The 19176-nt window shown below is 40.6% G+C and carries 18 protein-coding genes; 15 read left to right on the top strand and 3 right to left on the bottom strand.

Annotation, left to right across the window (positions count from 1 at the left end):
• Positions 1–226 precede the first annotated feature (226 nt).
• Together tnpA and G631_RS20515 are read right to left on the bottom strand one after the other, a co-directional pair.
• Positions 227–655, bottom strand: coding sequence for an IS200/IS605 family transposase (gene tnpA, locus G631_RS0117240; protein WP_026490498.1), 429 nt, complete (start codon positions 653–655; stop codon positions 227–229).
• A gap of 162 nt (positions 656–817) precedes the next feature.
• Entirely contained in the window at positions 818–1900 is a 1083-nt protein-coding gene (locus G631_RS20515; RefSeq protein ID WP_026490497.1) for a GGDEF domain-containing protein, read from the bottom strand.
• 366 nt (positions 1901–2266) lie between these two features.
• Between G631_RS20515 and G631_RS0117230 the strand changes: the two genes are divergently transcribed.
• The 11 genes from G631_RS0117230 to glf all read left to right on the top strand — a co-directional run bounded on the left by G631_RS0117230 (position 2267) and on the right by glf (position 15562).
• Complete coding sequence (locus G631_RS0117230; RefSeq protein WP_026490496.1) at positions 2267–3214, top strand: AAA family ATPase; 948 nt, start codon at positions 2267–2269, stop codon at positions 3212–3214.
• A 30-nt stretch (positions 3215–3244) separates the two neighbouring features.
• Entirely contained in the window at positions 3245–4366 is a 1122-nt protein-coding gene (locus tag G631_RS0117225) for a DUF58 domain-containing protein (RefSeq protein ID WP_026490495.1), read from the top strand.
• Positions 4363–5643 carry a hypothetical protein gene (locus G631_RS0117220; protein ID WP_026490494.1) on the top strand — a complete coding sequence of 427 codons (1281 nt, stop codon included), beginning with the start codon at positions 4363–4365 and terminating at the stop codon, positions 5641–5643. The genes G631_RS0117225 and G631_RS0117220 overlap by 4 nt, the downstream gene beginning before the upstream one ends.
• Before the next feature lie 841 nt (positions 5644–6484).
• Entirely contained in the window at positions 6485–7507 is a 1023-nt protein-coding gene (locus tag G631_RS0117210; protein WP_026490492.1) for a glycosyltransferase family 2 protein, read from the top strand.
• A gap of 11 nt (positions 7508–7518) precedes the next feature.
• Positions 7519–8646 carry a CDP-glucose 4,6-dehydratase gene (gene rfbG / locus G631_RS0117205; protein WP_035789984.1) on the top strand — a complete coding sequence of 376 codons (1128 nt, stop codon included), beginning with the start codon at positions 7519–7521 and terminating at the stop codon, positions 8644–8646.
• Positions 8647–8752: 106 nt separating this feature from the next.
• On the top strand, positions 8753–10120 hold the full coding sequence (rfbH, locus tag G631_RS0117200) for a lipopolysaccharide biosynthesis protein RfbH (protein WP_026490490.1): 1368 nt from the start codon (positions 8753–8755) through the stop codon (positions 10118–10120).
• An 11-nt stretch (positions 10121–10131) separates the two neighbouring features.
• Positions 10132–11070 (top strand): NAD-dependent epimerase/dehydratase family protein, encoded by a 939-nt coding sequence (locus G631_RS0117195; RefSeq protein WP_026490489.1) that lies wholly within the window; start codon positions 10132–10134, stop codon positions 11068–11070.
• A gap of 103 nt (positions 11071–11173) precedes the next feature.
• Positions 11174–12769 (top strand): glycosyltransferase, encoded by a 1596-nt coding sequence (locus G631_RS0117190; protein ID WP_026490488.1) that lies wholly within the window; start codon positions 11174–11176, stop codon positions 12767–12769.
• Between the two features lie 69 nt (positions 12770–12838).
• Positions 12839–13567 (top strand): hypothetical protein, encoded by a 729-nt coding sequence (locus tag G631_RS0117185; protein ID WP_026490487.1) that lies wholly within the window; start codon positions 12839–12841, stop codon positions 13565–13567.
• A 328-nt stretch (positions 13568–13895) separates the two neighbouring features.
• Positions 13896–14240: a hypothetical protein gene (locus G631_RS0117180; protein ID WP_026490486.1), complete on the top strand. Its 345-nt coding sequence runs from the start codon at positions 13896–13898 to the stop codon at positions 14238–14240.
• 116 nt (positions 14241–14356) lie between these two features.
• Positions 14357–15562, top strand: coding sequence for a UDP-galactopyranose mutase (gene glf, locus G631_RS0117175; protein ID WP_026490485.1), 1206 nt, complete (start codon positions 14357–14359; stop codon positions 15560–15562).
• A 172-nt stretch (positions 15563–15734) separates the two neighbouring features.
• Here the strand turns inward: glf and fliD are convergent, their stop codons facing one another.
• Positions 15735–17039, bottom strand: a complete 1305-nt coding sequence (fliD, locus tag G631_RS0117170) for a flagellar filament capping protein FliD (RefSeq protein WP_026490484.1) — start codon at positions 17037–17039, stop codon at positions 15735–15737.
• Positions 17040–17354: 315 nt separating this feature from the next.
• Between fliD and rpmG the strand changes: the two genes are divergently transcribed.
• The 4 genes from rpmG to rplK all read left to right on the top strand — a co-directional run bounded on the left by rpmG (position 17355) and on the right by rplK (position 19163).
• Positions 17355–17504: a 50S ribosomal protein L33 gene (gene rpmG / locus G631_RS0117165; protein WP_013281689.1), complete on the top strand. Its 150-nt coding sequence runs from the start codon at positions 17355–17357 to the stop codon at positions 17502–17504.
• 44 nt (positions 17505–17548) lie between these two features.
• Positions 17549–17827: a preprotein translocase subunit SecE gene (secE, locus tag G631_RS20800; protein ID WP_081671405.1), complete on the top strand. Its 279-nt coding sequence runs from the start codon at positions 17549–17551 to the stop codon at positions 17825–17827.
• 35 nt (positions 17828–17862) lie between these two features.
• Positions 17863–18507, top strand: coding sequence for a transcription termination/antitermination protein NusG (gene nusG, locus G631_RS0117155; RefSeq protein WP_026490482.1), 645 nt, complete (start codon positions 17863–17865; stop codon positions 18505–18507).
• Positions 18508–18737: 230 nt separating this feature from the next.
• Positions 18738–19163: a 50S ribosomal protein L11 gene (rplK, locus tag G631_RS0117150; RefSeq protein ID WP_013281686.1), complete on the top strand. Its 426-nt coding sequence runs from the start codon at positions 18738–18740 to the stop codon at positions 19161–19163.
• The last annotated feature ends 13 nt before the right edge of the window (positions 19164–19176 follow it).

The raw sequence follows: 19176 nt of genomic DNA, 5'->3' as shown, positions 1-19176 counted from the left end.
AATCGAAATCGTATTTAGGAGAAGAGTTCTCTTTGGTTTTATGACAAAGCGACTCTACATACATCATTTGAGCCTGATTACCTTTTATGGCAGAAACTAAGTCCCATTCAGCCAGACATACATCCATAAGAAAATTGACAGCATCCCTGTATATAGTTACTGTCTCAGAAAATATATGATTGTATTGTTTTATTTTAACGGAATACGTGGAGTATATCTTCATGTGTTACTTTTCTTTCTGACTGCTTATATAATTAGTGATCTGCTCTTTAGTGCGCTCACTTACAGTTGCTACAAAATATGATGGATTCCATAAATGTCCACCCCAAAGCTTAGTTTTGATTTCTGGATGTGTAAGAAACAGCCATCTTGCAGTATTGCCTTTGAATACTTTAATTGCATCTGAAATCCTGCATTGAGGTTTACATTCTATAAGCATATGTATATGGTCAGGCATTGTTTCCATAGCAAGGATTTTAATGTCTAAATCTTCGGCTGTACGGTAAAGATGTTCTTTAACATCTGACTCTATATTACCAACAATAACCTTCTTACGATACTTGGTACACCATACTATATGGTACTGCAAGCAGTATACATATCCTCTACCATGCGTCACATCTGAATTTATTGTAAATATGCTATATTTTTTCATGCCTGCATAATACCATACGTAATTAGCAGAGTCAAGAAAAGGCGGCTAACTCATGACTATAGTTACGAGTGTGCGCCGTCAATGTTATCAAATAAGCATATAAATAAAAAGAATCACTTCCTTTGGGGTAAAGGCAAGTGATTCTTTTTCTTAATATTTTTATCAAACGACAACAACCTTATTTCGCCCTGTATTCTTGGCTTTGTATAGGGCGTTATCCACATTTTGGATTGATTTGGAGAAATCTCCGGTATACCTTGAAACACCAACAGAAATGGTAAATGGAACTGGGGTATCAGTGGCAGATTCAATATCTCGCCTGAACTGCTCCATTCGGGCACAGGCGTTATTTACATCACAGTTCTTTAGAATGATAACAAATTCTTCACCACCATAGCGGATGACATAATCATCTTCGTGAGTTCCTCTGGCAAGTTTTTGTCCAATATACAAAAGGGTAAGATCACCGGTATAGTGGCCATGCTCATCATTTACCTGTTTAAAGTAATCTATATCAAGCATAGCAATTGCCACAGGCCCCGATATATCTTTTAACGCGTTTTTAGTTACAATCTTTTCCAAAAGATGCCTGTTATACACCTGAGTTAGAGGATCTGTGACCATGGCAAGCTCAAGCTTTTGCTGAATACGGTAATGATCAAGATAAATAAGCATCAAGAGAAAGTGTGATACAAATACGGCAATAGCCAGTGGAATCTGGTTAGCGATTATTATTTCAAGGCTGGGATAGTGGTTGAAATTGTTGGTGACCAGGATTTCAACTAGAAATACCACGGAAGAAATGAAGGTTTCACTTGGCTTTGCTACAAAGCCCACCGTCAAAAAGACGATGTTCATAATGATAAAGCCTTCGCTTGCATGTATCCTGTCATCTAAGTGATAAATAGACCAGATAAGAGATAGGACGATAAAGTGTGCCAAAAAGAAGTCCATAAAGACTACGATACTTCGGCTTCTTAAAAAGTGGGTCACAATAAAAAAGATAATTACCCCTATCAGAACTGATAGCCTGGGAATCAGCGTGGGCATCACAGTTCCGTTTATTATGTAATCTGCTCCAATAAAGCCTATAGAGGCAAGGACCCCAGCCATAAGGCTGATGCCTACATAATTCTGATAATAATCGCACTTGGACTGATAGAAATCTGAAAGATCATCATCGTTCATAGTGCGATAATCCTTGTACAAGGTCATTAAAGTTTTGGCATTACTAAACACTCTCATTGTTCCACCCCTCACTATCTATTGTACATACTTTAACGAAATAAAGAAAGTATAAAAACAAAATAAAGTTTTATATAACTATGATGAGCGATATTGCTTTGATTATTGCAATAAAAGCTGTAACAATGAGGGGGAATTGTTATATATTTAATGTTATAGGCGAAAAATGCATACACGTTTTGAATGTTAAGCATTTTGATTTTATGATATAGGAAATTTCTCCGAAATTCCTACATCATAAAAAACGCTCCGCTAAGGATGCGCATCGGCGCGAGATGAAAATGATGCTAAAGCATCCGCGCCTCGCGCGAGAATGTCGCAAGCGACATTCTTTCTTAATCAAGAACAAATATGGGGAAGGTATTTATGAATAAAATAAAAGAAATTCAAGAAAACATTGCAAAGATCATAGTTGGCAAGGAAGATGTAATTCTTTACACACTGGTATCCATGGTAGCAGGAGGCCACGTGCTTTTAGAGGATGTTCCTGGAACAGGAAAGACTATGCTTGCTAAAGCCCTTTCTAATTCTATAGATGGAAGCTTTAACAGGATTCAGTTCACACCAGATCTTTTGCCATCTGATATTACAGGACTTAATGTGTATCAGGCTGGGAAGGGCGAGTTTGTATTTAATGAAGGGCCTGTTTTTTGCGATATTCTTCTTGCTGATGAGATAAACAGGGCAACGCCCAGAACTCAGGCGGGACTACTTGAATGTATGGAGGAGCGCCAGGTTACAATAGATGGTCAGACAAGAAAACTGTCTGATGCATTTTTTGTAATTGCAACTCAGAATCCAATTGAAACCAGCGGAACATTCCCTCTTCCAGAGGCTCAGCTTGACAGATTTATCATGAAACTGTCCATGGGATTTCCAGGTAAAGCCCAGGAACTTGAAATCCTAAAGAGATTCCAGGAAGGAAATAAAACAGAAAAACTATCAGAGATGGAAAGCGTAGCAAGTCTATCAGATATCATCGCAATGAGAAAAGAAGCTATGGCTGTTTGTGTGCATCAGGATATACTTGCCTACATAACAGAGATAATTGAGGCTACCAGAAAAAGAAACGATGTCGCATCAGGTGTAAGCCCAAGAGGAAGTCTTGCACTTCTTTATTGTGCAAAAGTTCTGGCATATGCCAATGATAGAAACTATGTGACACCAGAAGATATTAAGGCTCTTGCAGTACCAGTTCTTGCACACCGACTTATCATGGGAAATACCTATGGCTCTTCTAAAAATGCTGCTTCTGTCATAGAAGAGATTCTTGCAGAAGTTCCGGTGCCTACAGAAGCAGGCCTTTTGAACTGATCATATTATAAAACGTAAACAGAGGTACCCATGCCAATTATACTGATACCTCTGATATTAGTGCTTTTGTACGTCCTGGAGCGCAAGATTTTTAACAGGTACTGGCAGCGCGGATTATCAGCCGACCTTTCTTTTGAAAAAGAAGCAGCTACAGAAGAGGAAGAAGCTCTTTTAACAGAGGTCATAACAAACAGAAATTTCATACCACTTCATATCCTGCAGGTTAACTTTCAGACGGACGTAGGACTTGAGTTTATGGATACAACCAACGCATCAGTTACAGACAGAGTAAATGTAATTGATGTATTTAGCCTGCGATTTTATGAAAAGATTACAAGGTCTCTTAGGATCAAATGTAAAAAGAGGGGATTTTACAGTATCCTGCAGACTTCCCTTGTGGCATCAGATCTTTTTAGCCCGGATATACATTATGCCACTAGGGATCAGAACACCTTCTTTTATGTTTATCCAAGACTTCTTGAGCACAGTGAAATCGATGTGGCTTTTGAGCATCTTTCGGGGGAGGCTCAGGCTCAGAGATTTTTGTATGAGGATAACTTTACATTTAGAGGAATAAGGGACTACGCCCCAACAGATCAGATGTCCTCTATAAACTGGAAGGCCAGCGCCAGAACAGGAAGTCTTAAGGTAAACCTTCATGACTATACGGTAAGTCCTGAGGTCAGGATTGTCCTTAATGTAGAAGAGCCTGGAATCTTATTTGAGACAGAGCTTATTGAGGATTGCATTAGGCTTGCGGCTACTATGGCTATGCGCTTTGTAAACGGGAATATTCCAGTATCTCTTTTGACCAATGGAAAAGATAAAGTGACATCAGAGCAGGTATCCCTGGAAGCAGGTGCATCCTTGGATCACATGCAGAGCATAATGAGGGCGCTATCCAGGATTGATCTGTCCAAAGGCACAGCGGATATGGATCAGCTTGTGGATAAGGAACTGGAAAGTGGTGGATTATCGCAGGTTATTTATCTTTATATTTCTACAAGCAGGAGAGAGAAGGCACTTCGCGCAGGTGAGGAACTTGCGAAAGCCAAGGGAAAGATTATCTGGATGTGCCCACTTACAAAAAGTATGGACGACACTGCTCCTTCTGATAAACGAATTGAATTTGTGAGGATCCTTCATCAATGAATATAGATCGTAAACTGGAAATTATCAGAATAATAAATAACGTTCTCCTTGTAAGCCTGGTGTTTTCTGTGGCTGTCATGTGCTTTCAGATAACAACGTTTAATATGGCTTTTTTAGGGAGTATTCCGGTTGTAGTATTTCTTTTGCTATCTGAGGTAATAAGGGGCCGCGTGCAGAACCTTATCGCATTTTTGCTGATGCATCTTCTGGGGGCTGCGGTTCCAATCTATGCTGCTTATATCATGGACCTTCGCTATTATGCTGGCCGCGATTTTGGCGGTATCTACGTTTCAAGCGTGATGCTCTCGCTTCGCATACTTACTGCAGTAATCATAGTTCTATTGGCTGTTTATTCAAGAGTTGAGGATAAGGACAGGTTTTATCCTGAGATAACTGAAGCTTTTGCCTTTCTGGCCCTTTTTGCGCTTGGCCTTATCACTCATCAGAAGCAGGTTTTAGTGCCTCTGCTGCTTGGGGAAGTAGTCTGGGCTGTTCTGTGCATGCTCTTTTATAATCTCAGGCAGACCAGAAACGCGCTTGTAATCTGGAAGAACAAGGATTACGTGCCCTATGACGCAATCGGTAATAACAACAGATTGATGATGGGAGCATCTATCGTCATTTCTCTTATCTGTATCGTTATAGGAATCTTTTTTGACTATGGAAAAGAAATACTCTCTGTCATAAAAAGAGGCTTTTTAATGGTACTTAGATGGCTGTTTTCACATTTTCAGTTTGAGGAGACAATAGAGTATGAAAATCCTGTAAGTGAGCCTATGTCAGGCGGGGGACTTGGGGGACTTATTCCTCCAGCTGAGCCGGATACATCCATCTGGCATACACTCTGGAATGTCCTATTCTGGATCGTGGCAGCAGTTGTAACGGTATTTATCATCTACCTTGTTATTATCGGAATCAGAGAGTTTTACAGATTCTTTAATTCAAAAGGCATGGGTCTTAAGGACAAGCTCCATAGGGATAAAAGAGAATTCCTAAGCCCAATCTGCAAGGAAGAAAATGCCTTTGAGAAGAAGCAGGATCGCATCACACTTCGCAAGCGCCTGACTCCTGAGGGTCGCATCAGATACATGTTTGTAAAATACATCAAGAAGTCTATTGATGCATCTTCCATTCTAGGGTCCGACACTCCAATGCAAATGGAGTCAAAAACCCACAACACCACCGCTGCCTCTACCTTATACGAAAAGGCCAGATACAGCACCGAACCCATCACCAAACAAGACCTCGATACCATGAAAACCCTATCCCGCTCATAGCCAGGCCATTCATATATTGTTTAATCCTCTCCCTGCCGTAGTATCGGAGCATCGCTCATTCAGAAAGTTTTTTTCGTCGGCTTCAGTTCGGGTATTCATGGGCTCCTGGAAGATGCATAAGAATTCTACGGTTCAAAACTCGCGCCAGGGCAGCGCTTGCGAGGCGACCAGTTTCCTATGCGAGTCTTTTCTGGCAAATGCGATTTTCTAATGTTTCCACAGCAGTTTTTCACGCGCATGCGAAGCGTTGTCTGAAGCAGGACGGGGCTAGTCATCTTAATAAGAAAATGCCATTTGGCGCTTGCGCCATAAAGAAATGCGAAATCAATCTTTCAAGCTTGCTTGAAGAAGTTGACTTCGCATTTCTTGTATACGCCCGCATTGCGGGCTATGGCATTTTCTATTGTAGTATTTCTTCCCGTCCTGCAAGTTTCAGCTGCAGCATGCGCATTAAAAGAAAAACTGCGGAAACATCTAAGAAAATCTGCATTTGTCAGTGACGAGCACTACGGAAACTGGCGTGAGTAAAAAGCTGCCCCTTGGCGCTCGGACATGTTGAACCGAAGCAGAATTCTTATGCACTTCCAGGAGCCTCATGAAATACACCTCCTTACACAGACGAAAAAAACTTTCATGAATATCGCTCACATACGGTACTGCGGCTGGGAGAGGAGTCAATGCCAAAACTTTCTGAATGAGCGAAAACTCATGAGTGGGGGTTGGGCTGGATAATAGTTTTTCTTGAAAAATTATCAGTAAAACGTTAACATTAATGTGTGACTTCCTGTGGGTAAAAGCAGAAAATACTCGCAGAAATCTGGAATGTATTGGAGGTGTGACTGTGGCTACGATCAGCTTGTGCATGATAGTTAAAAACGAAGAGAGCTGCCTTGGCAAGTGCCTTGATTCGCTAAAAGGAATCGTTGATGAGATGATTGTGGTGGACACAGGTTCCACTGACAACACTATTCAGATTGCCAAGGAAAGAGGTGCCAAGGTATACAATTTTAAGTGGACCGGCGACTTTAGTGACGCCAGAAATTACTCTTTTTCTCTTGCGAGCTGTGACTACATTTACACTGCAGATGCAGATGAGGAGCTGGATGAAGAGAACAGGCAGAGGTTCCTTAAATTAAAAGAAGATATCGTTGAACTTGATGTTGACATCGTTCAGATGTATTATAGCAATCAGTTGTCTTTTAGAACTGTATATAATTTTGACAAGGAACTAAGACCCAAGCTCTACAAGAGAATCAGAAAGTTCAGGTGGGTTGATCCTATCCACGAGCAGGTGGCCTTAGACCCAGTAGTCTGCGACAGTGATATTGAGATCATTCACAAGCCAAAAGAGAACCATGCAGGCAGAGACCTTGCTGCTTTTAGAAAGGCAGTAAACGATGGCAGAAAGTTTTCCAGAAGGCTTCTTGGCATGTATGCAAGAGAACTCTTCATGGCAGGAGAGGATGATGACTTTATTCAGGCCAAGGATTTCTTTGTTCAGGCCACACTTGATAATAACAGGAGCCTCGATGAGATCAAGGAAGCCAGTTGTGTTCTGGCTCATATAGCAGTCCTTGAAAAAGATGCTGAGTCAATGCTAAAATATACCCTCAAGGATGCCATAACTGAAATGTCCAGTGAGATGTGTTATGAACTTGGAGACTATTATTATGGCAAGCGTGACCTTGATGAAGCAATAGTATGGTATTTCAATGCAGCTTATGAGTGCAGCAGTATTCTTGATATCAAGAAGAGTATGGAACTTCCAAGGCTTGCTATAGCAAAATGCTACAGGGAACTAGGCAATGAAGAACAGGCGGCTGATTATGAGAGAGAGGCTGCCGATGTAGCAAATATGGAGTAGATGTGAGTTTGATGTTAGATTTTTACAAGGGCAAGAGGGTATTTGTGACAGGCCACACCGGTTTTAAAGGGAGCTGGCTGACCAAGATACTGGTCATGGCGGGAGCTGAGGTTTATGGATATTCGCTCATGCCCGGAGTTAATGAAGATATTTATGCAGAGGGCTTTAAAGAGCCCTCTGATAATGAGAATCTATATGATATTTCTAAAGTGGATGGCAGTATTCATTCATGCATAGGAGACATAAGGGACTTTGAGAAACTAAGAGACTTTTTTGATAAGGCACAGCCTGAGATAGTATTTCATCTCGCGGCGCAGCCTATTGTAAGAGACAGTTATAAGAGCCCCAGATATACCTATGAGACCAACGTCATGGGAACAGTCAATATATGTGAATGCGTAAGGGCAAGTTCCACTGTCAGATCTTTTCTCAATGTGACAACTGATAAGGTTTACCAGAATAATGAGTGGGAATGGGGCTATAGAGAGGACGAGAAATTAGACGGCTATGACCCTTATTCTAACAGTAAGTCCTGCTCTGAGCTGGTTACTCATTCTTATATTAATTCGTTTTTCAGAGACAAGAAAATCGCGGTTTCTACAGCAAGGGCAGGTAACGTAATTGGCGGCGGAGATTTTGCCAGAGACAGGATTGTTCCTGACTGCGTAAGGGCAGCAAGATCCGGGGAAAAGATAATCCTCAGAAACCCTGATTCTACAAGACCTTTCCAGCACGTACTTGAGGCGCTGTCAGCATATCTTTTGATAGGCAAGGCTCAGTATGAGGATTATGGCAAGGCAGGCTATTACAATGTTGGCCCTAATGAGAGCGATGCTGTAACTGCAATGAAGATTGCAAGTCTCTTTGCCAATAACTGGAATGAGAATATTAGAAACTGCGAGGCAGAAAGTGCTCTTTCAGGACTTAAACCGCTTGGAATTGATATCCACTCAGATGGAGGCCCTCATGAAGCCAATTACCTTAAGCTTGACTGTTCCAAGATAAAGACAAAGCTCAAGTGGGCACCTAAGTGGGATATTGATATGGCTATCAAAAAGACTGTGGAATGGACAGTTCTATACCTTGAAGGCAAGGGCTCAGAAGCCATGGAACAGCAGATAGAAGAGTATTTTGGCTGATATCGTATCCATCAGGCAAAAATATATTGGGACAAGATTTTGTATTGGGATAATGATCAGAGGCATCTGATAAGTAGTTAAAGTATAGAGAAAGAAGTAATTTGAAATGAACAAAAATATGGAAGCTGAAAAAGCTGCAAGACAGGAAATATTAGAAAAGGTAACTGAGTATTACAACAACTTTTTAAAGACTGATAAAAATGATTTTAAAGAGGGTGATAGAATTTCCTATGCCGGAAGAGTATTTGATGAAAAGGAAGTAGTTAATCTTGTGGATTCTTCTCTTGATTTCTGGCTTACAGCTGGAAGATACACAGAGGAATTCGAGAAGAGATTTGCCGAGCTTTTGCATGTAAAGTTTGCAAACCTTGTAAATAGCGGCTCTTCCGCTAATCTTATTGCCTTCATGGCACTTACCGCTCCAGAACTTGGTGAGAGACAGATAAAAAGAGGGGACGAGGTGATCACAGTTGCCTGCGGATTCCCTACTACTGTGGCTCCTATCATGCAGTACGGTGCTATTCCGGTATTTCTTGATGTGACAGTTCCAGAATATAACATAGACGTAACTGAGCTTGAGAATGCTCTTAGTCCCAAGACTAAGGCTGTTATGATAGCTCATACTTTAGGAAATCCTTTTGACCTTAAGAATGTAAGAGAATTCTGTAACAAGCACAATCTCTGGCTTGTTGAGGATAACTGCGATAGCCTTGGCTCTGAGTATACTATCGATGGTGAGACCAGATGCACAGGAACCTGGGGTGATATTGGAACTTCCAGTTTCTACCCACCACACCATATCACCATGGGAGAGGGTGGATGCGTTTACACTAACAATGCACTTCTTAATAAGCTTATAAAGAGCTACAGAGACTGGGGAAGAGACTGCGTATGTCCTCCTGGTAAGGATAACTTCTGCGGCAGAAGATTTGACGGACAGTTTGGTCAGCTTCCTTTAGGATATGATCACAAGTATGTTTACAGCCACCTTGGCTATAACCTTAAGGCAACAGATATGCAGGCTGCTGTAGGATGTGCACAGCTTGATAAGCTCTTTGGCTTTGCTGATGCAAGAAGACATAACTGGGAGAGGCTTCATGCTGATCTTGAGGAAGTTTCAGATGTTCTTGTACTTCCACAGGCTTCAGAGGGCAGCAGACCTTCCTGGTTTGGATTTATCATGAGTGTAAAAGAGGGTGCTGTAGACAGTAAGGGCGAGCCTGTGACAAGAAACAGGATCACAAGAGCTCTTGAAGACCACAATATCCAGACACGACTTCTTTTTAGTGGAAATATCATCAAGCATCCATGTTTTGATGAGTATAGGGATACTGATGCATACAGGGTTGCATCAGACCTTAAGACTACAGATTACATCATGAACAACAGCTTCTGGATTGGCGTATATCCAGGTCTTTCCGATGAGAAGATTGATTATATGGCAAGAGTTATCAAAGAGGCTGTAAGAGGATAATAACGGGGCATATGAAAATAGCCATAGTTACAGGTGCTTTCGGGTTTGCTGGTGCAAACCTCGTAGAGCACCTTTTACAAAATGAATATAAAGTATACGCAGTTGGCAGGAAAAAACCTACAGCTGCCCATAATGACAGATTTTCCGGAACAAGCCCAGACAGGCTAGTCAGAGTGTTTCTTGAAATGGAAGAGTATGACAGGCTCCCAGACTATATTCCTGATAAGGCAGATGTCTTTTTCCACCTTGCCTGGGGCGGAGGAAGAGATGATTTTGATGCGCAACTAAAAGATGTGGATGGAGCGCTTAAGGCGATAGATTCTGCAGCAAGGATTAATCCAGATATTCGCTTTGTGGGGATTGGTTCTCAGGCTGAGTATGGCATTAAGTCGGATGCAGAGCTGATAACAGAGGATGTGTCTCTTGAGCCATTTACTGCGTATGGATCCTGTAAGGCGGCGGCTTTTTACCTTTTAAAGTCAAGGGCCATGGCTCTTAACATAGATTTTATCTGGGGCAGGATATTTAGCCTTATAGGGAGATATGAGCCAGAGGGCCGCATGTTCCCTGATCTTGTCCGCAGATTATATAATGGGGAAAAGATAAGTCTCTCATCTTGTGAGCAGTACTGGGATTATCTGGATGCCGGAGACTGCGCAGATGCTATTATAGCTCTTGGAGAAAAGGGCAGAGCTGGAGAAGCTTATAACCTTGCAAATGGAAATTTTAAGCCTCTTAAGGACTACGTATTGGAGGCTGCCAGAATTGTAGAGGATTTAAAAAAGACGGGCAATGAGCATACTTATGAGTCTTTAGATGGCCTTATTAGTTTTGGGAAAAAAGCGGAGCCCTTTGTATCTCTAAGACCATCTGTGGATAAGATATGCAGGGATACCGGTTGGAGAGCCTGCAGAACTCTTCAGGATAGTATAAGAGAATACGGACTATAAATAATAACAAAAAATAGGCAATTTAATATAGAATATAACGTATAGTTAAATACTCGTATTTGAATTATAATTATTTATATAATTGTAATTACGAGGTGAGAAGGTGTTTGAGAAGCTGGCAGAGCTTATAACAGAAGGAGAAATTCAAAAAGCCCTCTATGAATTTCAGGATGAGTACTTTCACATCCAGGAAATGCTTCCTTCTGATGCTTCAAAACTCTGCGTATTAGAAGCTTCTATCTGGGAAGCCTTAAACGATGGCACAGCAGAGCTTAAAGCCCTCTACAAGGGTCTTAACTACGACCACACTAATTATGAGATTTATTATATGCTTGGCCTGTATTACACAAATATAAACGTGAATTGGGCCTATTTATGCATGGAAATGGCTCTTGATCACTGCACAAATGAGGAAGATGCAAATGTGATCAGGAGCTCTTTTGATGGCCTGAAAAACTCACCTGGCCTTAGAGTCAGGGGGACGACAGTCATGGTACTAAGTTACAATGACAAAGATATTATAAAAAAATGCCTTGAGTCAGTGGAAAAGTATTCACCATCTGCGACTACCGAAGTGGTAGTTGTGGATAACTCATCCACTGAGAAGGAAGTTATTGACTATCTAAAGGAACTTGAAACAGGGGCAACAAGTTTTAAACTGCCTATCAAGATCATATTCAGCCCGGAAAATCTGGGCTTTCCAAAGGGCTGCAATATTGGTGCAGACAAAGCTGATAAGGACAACGACATTTTCTTTTTAAATAATGATGCAATCCTTACGCCCCTTGCGCTTTTCTGGCTCAGAATGGGCTTATATGACAACAGAAATGTGGGAGCTGTCAGTTCTTTTTCCAACAGCGCTTCCTTGCAGGAAATCGACCAGAAAGATCTGGAGAGATTTGTGACTGATAGTGTGGAGCTTCAAAATGAAAAAGAAATTATTCTGAAAGCCCTTCAAGCCGAAGACGGGAAGCCATGGCATAAGGCTGTTGGTCCTGATATTGCCTATGAAGCTTTCAGTAAGTATTCACTTTCAAAAGAAATAGAGTATAAAAATCCCTATATCAAGACCTTCAGACTTACTGGCTTTGCACTGCTTGTGGGGGGGAATGCTCTAGATGCGGTATCTATAGAGGGAAAAGTTTTTGATGAAGTTTTTTCTCCGGGATATTTCGAGGATGATGACCTTGGAATAAGGCTTGCATGCGCTGGATATGAGCAATATATTTGCAAGAACAGTTTTATATATCATAACGGTGGCGGAGGATTTGAAGGCCATGCAGATGCTATGGAACGCGGAAGAGAAAAGTTTGAAGAAAAGTGGGGCTTTGATATCTGGGGCTTTTCACTTCCATGGCAAAGCGCCTGCGATGAAGTGATAAGACTTAGCAGGCTAAATAAAGGAATATTAAAAGTACTTGACTTTAGTTGCGGGCTGGGAGCAAATGCCTCTTACATAAAGAGCATTGAACCAGATGTATATATAGCCGGGGTATGCCCTAATTCTTTTGCTGCAGCTGTTGCTGGCAGAATTGCTGACGCCACGGCCTTTGGAGAAGCTAATACCACAAGACTTCCCTGGGCTGATCATTCCTTTGATGTAGTAATTGCTGAAAAGACTTTTGTCAGTAAAGGTCAGATAGGAAGATTTTTAAAGCCTTCCGGAGTTTCTATAAATGAGGACGTTTTTCCTTTATAGTTTCTTAATAATACAATTATCGAAATTGTGTTATCATTGTATTAGACGTAAGTTTCAGGGAGAATGAGCATGAATTGTCCAAAATGTAATCATATACTTCCAGATAATATCAGCAATAAGATTAATTTCTGCCCCTTTTGTGGAGGGAAACTTTTTGAGGATGATAAGGATTTTATGATAGAAATAACCTGTACTGGTCAGAGAAATCTTGCCGGCGGAGTTATTATGCTCTTTTTGGATGATACAACTCTTTACGAGATACAGCCTGGTGAAAATATATATATTACTGTGAGGGCTGGTTTCCACACAATGAAGTTCAGGCATAAGATCAGAAATAAGACTATTCATGTGCTGGTAACAAATAACTATTCTATAAGAGCGTACTACAACTCGCTTAGCGGACTTATAGAAACCGTGGTTTCTGAAGTGGATGATAAGCAATATGCCATGACCTTTGCAAATGCTATTATAGCCAAACCTACTATGGTGACTAATCAAGGAGAAAAAGGGCTGGATATTCTTCTTGGAGAGGATGAACCTGAGTACGAGATAAATGCAACATCGGGCTTTAAGGAGGGAATACTTCGCATCTATGCTGAGAGATGTGAGTTTAGCTGTGAAAAGGATTTTAACAAAGAAGTTGTTAAATATTCAGATGTTGTTGCAATAAAAAAGAAAATGGGCTCATTAGATATCCAATGTGTAGGAAATGTCCATAAAGTGTATAGTATTCCGAAAGATATCTACAACGAGGTTTTGTCATTTTTGACTAATAGAGTGGGTGCTCATAACATGTGATAACATGGGTTTTTACAAACAGTACGAAGGTACTGTTTGTTTTTTCGTATATGATTTTATAAATTGTAGCGAAAATTAATGTTCGTTAAAGCGTCATTTACGGTATAAAGTCTTTTATTGTAACAATGAATTGTGAAAAAAGTGTGAACACTTTCGTAAATTCTTGTGCTCTCTTACATTTTCGTTAAAATGCCAAAAATGAGTAGGCAATCTTGATAAATTTTTATTGGAAAATTCCCCTAAAAAGTGAATGACGAAAAATCGTCTATGTGGTAGACTAATGTGTGCAAAAGGAAAGAAATTCCATAAAGATTTAGGAGGTAGCGCCATGACAAAGGCAGAGATTTTAAAGAAGGAAATCTTACAGCAGTATAAGAGTGTCAGACAGTTCGCAATAGATATGTCTATACCATACAGCACACTTGTAACAGCACTTGATAGAGGAATCGAGGGAATGGCTTACGGCACAGTAATCAAGATGTGCGATCGTCTTAACCTTAACCCAGTTGATTTCTCAACACTTGAGCAGGGCTCAGAACTTGGCAAGAAGATTGTAGAGAACAGAGTAATGTCTCAGTACGTTAAGCTTAACAAGGCTGGACGTAAGAAGATCCTTGATATGATGGGTGACTTCTCACAGCTTGACAAGTACCAGGCAGAAGAGAACAACTAATTAGTTTTTAAATTGTAATGATTAGAAAGAGATGTGGTTTTTCCACATCTCTTTTTCTATGCTATAATAGCAAATGTGCTATGCGCATAAAGATAATGGTTACAAGGAGAACAAATATGAAATACGATTACCTGGTTGTTGGAGCGGGACTTTTTGGAGCAGTATTTGCCCATGAAATGGCAGTTTCAGGCAAGAATGTTCTGGTAATTGATAAAAGAGAAAATGTAGCAGGTAATATTTATACTGAGAATAAGATGGGCATCAATGTTCACAAGTATGGTGCACATATCTTCCATACATCTGACAAGGAGGTTTGGGAGTACGCATGTAGATTTGCAGAGTTTAACAATTACATAAACTCTCCTGTTGCTGTATACAAGGATGAACTATACAACCTTCCTTTCAATATGAACACCTTCAGTAAGATGTGGGGTATCAGAACTCCCCAGGAAGCTAAAGAAATAATAAAAGAGCAGGCCGACAAGGAAATTCAGCGTATTAACAGCGAGAAGGGGACTACAGAGTTTTCTGCAGATAACCTTGAGGAACAGGCTCTTTCACTGGCTGGACGTGATATCTACGAGAAGCTTGTAAAGGGATACACTGAGAAGCAGTGGGGAAGAGATTGCAGTGAACTTCCTGCCTTTATCATTAAGCGTCTTCCTATGAGATTTATCTATGATAACAATTATTTTAATGATAGATATCAGGGTATACCAATGGGCGGCTACACCAAGATGATAGAGAAACTTCTTCTGATAGAAAAAGATGGAGAGCTTCCTTTCGTTTCAGGCAGCATCAAGGTTGAAACCGGCGTTGACTATTATGACTTTGTAAAGATGAGTGGTAATGTTCCAGCCCAGCCTTTTGAATCAGTAAACGGAGATACCTTTGATAAGATCCTCTTTACTGGAATGATCGATGAGTTCTTTGGTTACAAGCTTGGAACTTTGGAGTACAGGTCTCTGAGGTTTGAAGTCGAGGAACTTCCGGATGTGGATAACTATCAGGGTAACGCAGTAGTTAATTACACAGAAAGAGAAGTACCTTATACAAGAATTATCGAGCACAAGCATTTTGAATATGGCCAGGGCAAGGGAACAATCATCACAAGAGAATACCCTGCTAACTGGAAGCATGGCGATGAGCCGTATTATCCTATGAACGATGACAAGAACAATAAACTTTACCAGGAATACAAGGACCTGGCAAAAGAGTTCCCGAATATTCTCTTTGGTGGAAGACTTGGCCAGTACAAGTATTACAATATGGATCAGGTTATAAGAGCAGCTCTTGATATGGTAAAAGAGTGTAATGCCTGATAGAACATAAAATGAAAATGAAAATGAAAATGAAAAGAGCGGCGAGCCTTCTTGGCCTGCCGCTCTTTTGCCACTAACTTTCAGTGGCTTTTATAATATCAAACCATAGCCCTGCAGTGCTACGGCCCTTTCCCTGAGGCGCACTATTCGTTAATAATGTGGGTCAGGGTTTTTAGCAGTAGTTATTGAACATCATTCCTGAATATTCACTAGTTATATAAGGAGAGTTGAAGTCCTTATTATCAGGATTCTTGTAATTAACAACTGGTCTGTCTACATATTTCATAGGATCTACAGATATATCTTTTGCCTTATCAAGAAGTGCACCGGCAAATTTCTTGACAGGGGCAAGTGATTCATTGCTCTCTGCTCCTGATATTGCCTGGGTCAGAAGCTCGTCGTCAATAGAAAGAGTACCGTTTCCTTCTAATCTGATACCCGTATCCTCCATGTTGGTCATATGCTGCTTGGCAATGCCAACTATTTCAGATTTTAATTTGTCGCTCTTAAACTTAGGATTCTTTTCTCCGGAAGCATCAGTTACAAAGTCGTTATAGTTCTTTATAAGAGAAGCAATGTGTTCTTTAAGAGCTTCATTATCTTTTTTGACACCGACAGAGATAGTTTCGTCTTCAGTTGTTGTGGACTTTAGCTGCAATTCAAACTTGCCACCTACAGTAAATCTGTTAGATACGGAAGCTTTTTCTTCGCCATTTAATGCAAAGTGAGCATTTGATGCAGGAGCAGAAATCTGGTCAAGTCCAAGATAAGAAACAGATCCGGTCTGAAGTCCGCTTGAGGATTCAAATACTTCAAACTGACTTGCCTCTCCAGCCTTGAGGCCTGTTCTTGTTGAAGATATTGTAAGAGCACTTCTTCCCTGGTTATCTTCGATGATGTCTGCTGTCAGTCCGATGTTGGCCTTGTTTACAAGCTTTGCTATCTTATCCTGAATGTCAATATTTCGATCATTCTGATATATACTAAACTGGAATTCAAATTCCTGTTTGTTGATACGAACATCAAAAGCGTAATTATCAGCTGTTAGTCCGGTACTGTCCTTTGGAAGGAAACGTCCTGTGTTTACCTGGGCTGAAGCAAGAGATGAAACACTGATATCAAAACCAATATTGCCAACATCTTCTTCGGGGTTCTTTCCTATATAAGAAGCAGTTACTTTTTCCTCATCAGTAGTAAAACCAGAAGAGTGATCTAGCGAAGATTTATCCTCCTGATTGTTCAGTCCTATGATATTTCCCTGTAACTGTCTTGCTCTTTCCTTGATATCTATAGCGTCATTGCGCGATTTATCGTCATCAGTCAAAAGATATAGAGGGGAATTTTTATTGAGTTTTGCAATTGATTTATACACATCCCGAAGCTCTTCTTTACGATGAGTATCAGCATGTGTAACATCTTTGGATACATAATCCTGTATGAAATGGTTATAAGCACCATTTAAAGAGATGCCTGCCATAATGCCCCTCCTTTCTTCCATGATACGTACGAGTTGGATCTTCTGCCATTCCATTGACATCTGTCGCACGAGGGCACATTTAGCCACGTTTAGTTATCTTTATTCTACATAATACAATCGAAATGTCAATGAAATAATCATTAAAAATGCACGATTTAATAAAAATATTATAATTATGATTGAAAAAACGTTGACGAGACAAAGAGACTATGTTATAGTAGACAAGCGACATAAGATTTACGTCTTTTTTTTATGCAAAAAAATAATGTTTTGTGGCGCGAAGTATAGTAGATTAAAACGCCCGGAGGTGAGATAATGCGTACAAGAATTACACTGGCATGCACAGATTGCAAGAATCGTAACTACGACACAACTAAGGATAAGAAGACACATCCAGATCGTGTTGAGATGAAGAAGTATTGCCCATTCTGCAAGAAGCATACATTACATAAGGAAACAAAGTAATTTCTTATTTTATTTCCCTATTTTTCTAGGAGGTTTACAAGGGTATGGAAGAGACTAAGGCAGTACAGAATAGTTCCGAAACTTCTGAAAAGAAGTCTTCTGCCAAGAAGAGCAAGAACAAAGAGGATGGTGTATTCTCTAAGATTTCTGGCTTTTTTGCTGGGGTTAAGGCAGAGTTTGGTAAGATTATTTGGCCTACAAGAGACGATATTGTTAAGCAGACAACTGCAGTAGTCGTTGTTTCAGCTGTTTGTTGTGCGCTTATTGCGTTACTTGACATTGTGTTTGAGTATGGAGTGAATGTTATTACTTCTATATTTTGAGTAGGACACATAGTTACATTTGAGAAGGAGATAATATGTCAGAAGAAATGGAAAAGGATCTTGGACAGGTGTCTGAGAATTCTGAAGACACAGTATCTGAAGAGGTATTATCAGATGCTTCTGTAGAACAGGAAGCAGGCGTAGAAGAGTCATCTGCTAGTGAGAATGCTCATTGGTATGTTGTTCACACATATTCAGGTTATGAGAACAAGGTTAAGGCAACTCTTGAGAAGACCATCGAGAACAGACACCTTGAAAATCAGATTTTTGAGGTAAGAGTTCCACTTCAGGATGTTGTTGAGGTCAAGAACGGTGCCCGCAAGAACGTCCAGAGAAAAATGTTCCCTGGTTATGTCCTTGTTAACATGGATATGAATGACGAGACTTGGTATGTTGTTCGTAACACACGTGGTGTTACTGGTTTCGTTGGACCGGGAAGTAAGCCTGTTCCTCTTACAGATGCAGAGATCAAACCTCTCGGTATTAAGACTGATACAATTTCTGTTAACTTTGGCGTTGGTGATGAGATTGCAGTTATTGCTGGCGTTTGGAAGGATACAGCAGGCGTTGTACAGAGAATGGATTTTGGTAAGCAGACTGCTACTATCAATGTAGATCTGTTTGGCCGTGAGACTCCAGTAGAGATTTCCTTTGCTGAAGTTCGTAAGATCGATTCATAATTTTGTTATTTAAGTGCGTGAGCACTTGAATATATAGTCTGCTTCGGCAGACATGTAACCGCTGAGTGGGAGCAATTCCAATCGCGCGTATTTCGCGCGATATAGGAATTGCCCCTGTGATAGGACTCGGATGAGCTAGACGTAAGTCGCAGCGAATCCGCTAGTCCGAACCACGGGAGCAACTCTTTTTGGATAATTGCGCCGACCACATATTTTCAGGAGGTGCCATAATGGCAAAGAAAGTCGAAGGATATATTAAGTTACAGATCCAGGCTGGTAAAGCAACACCAGCACCACCAGTTGGACCAGCACTTGGTCAGCATGGTGTAAACATCGTTGAATTCACAAAGCAGTTCAACGCTCAGACAGCAGATAAGGGTGACGTTATCATCCCTGTTGTTATCACTGTTTATGCAGACAGAAGTTTCACATTCATCACAAAGACTCCACCAGCAGCAGTTCTTCTTAAGAAGGCAGCTAAGATCCAGAAGGGATCAGGAGTTCCTAACAAGACTAAGGTTGCAACTATTTCTAAGGAAGAGATTAGAAAGATTGCAGAGACAAAGATGCCAGACCTTAACGCTGTTGACATCGAAGGTGCTATGAGCATGATCGCTGGTACAGCACGTAGTATGGGTATCGTAGTAGAAGACTGATGGAGGATGAGAG

This window comes from Butyrivibrio sp. XBB1001 (assembly GCF_000424505.1).
In the GTDB taxonomy this organism is placed as follows: Bacteria; Bacillota; Clostridia; order Lachnospirales; family Lachnospiraceae; genus Butyrivibrio.
The sequence above is the reverse complement of the archived record's forward strand: the minus strand, read 5'-3'. Positions and strand labels throughout refer to the sequence as shown.

Excerpts from the sequence above, each read along its gene's own strand:
- rfbG (WP_035789984.1), top strand. The coding sequence starts at position 7,519 with ATGTTAGATTTTTACAAGGGCAAGAGGGTATTTGTGACAGGCCACACC.
- rplK (WP_013281686.1), top strand. The coding sequence starts at position 18,738 with ATGGCAAAGAAAGTCGAAGGATATATTAAGTTACAGATCCAGGCTGGT.
- nusG (WP_026490482.1), top strand. The coding sequence starts at position 17,863 with ATGTCAGAAGAAATGGAAAAGGATCTTGGACAGGTGTCTGAGAATTCT.
- glf (WP_026490485.1), top strand. The coding sequence starts at position 14,357 with ATGAAATACGATTACCTGGTTGTTGGAGCGGGACTTTTTGGAGCAGTA.
- G631_RS0117185 (WP_026490487.1), top strand. The coding sequence starts at position 12,839 with ATGAATTGTCCAAAATGTAATCATATACTTCCAGATAATATCAGCAAT.
- G631_RS0117230 (WP_026490496.1), top strand. The coding sequence starts at position 2,267 with ATGAATAAAATAAAAGAAATTCAAGAAAACATTGCAAAGATCATAGTT.
- G631_RS0117195 (WP_026490489.1), top strand. The coding sequence starts at position 10,132 with ATGAAAATAGCCATAGTTACAGGTGCTTTCGGGTTTGCTGGTGCAAAC.
- tnpA (WP_026490498.1), bottom strand. The coding sequence starts at position 655 with ATGAAAAAATATAGCATATTTACAATAAATTCAGATGTGACGCATGGT.
- fliD (WP_026490484.1), bottom strand. The coding sequence starts at position 17,039 with ATGGCAGGCATCTCTTTAAATGGTGCTTATAACCATTTCATACAGGAT.
- G631_RS20515 (WP_026490497.1), bottom strand. The coding sequence starts at position 1,900 with ATGAGAGTGTTTAGTAATGCCAAAACTTTAATGACCTTGTACAAGGAT.
- G631_RS0117225 (WP_026490495.1), top strand. The coding sequence starts at position 3,245 with ATGCCAATTATACTGATACCTCTGATATTAGTGCTTTTGTACGTCCTG.
- rpmG (WP_013281689.1), top strand. The coding sequence starts at position 17,355 with ATGCGTACAAGAATTACACTGGCATGCACAGATTGCAAGAATCGTAAC.
- G631_RS0117220 (WP_026490494.1), top strand. The coding sequence starts at position 4,363 with ATGAATATAGATCGTAAACTGGAAATTATCAGAATAATAAATAACGTT.
- G631_RS0117180 (WP_026490486.1), top strand. The coding sequence starts at position 13,896 with ATGACAAAGGCAGAGATTTTAAAGAAGGAAATCTTACAGCAGTATAAG.
- rfbH (WP_026490490.1), top strand. The coding sequence starts at position 8,753 with ATGAACAAAAATATGGAAGCTGAAAAAGCTGCAAGACAGGAAATATTA.
- secE (WP_081671405.1), top strand. The coding sequence starts at position 17,549 with ATGGAAGAGACTAAGGCAGTACAGAATAGTTCCGAAACTTCTGAAAAG.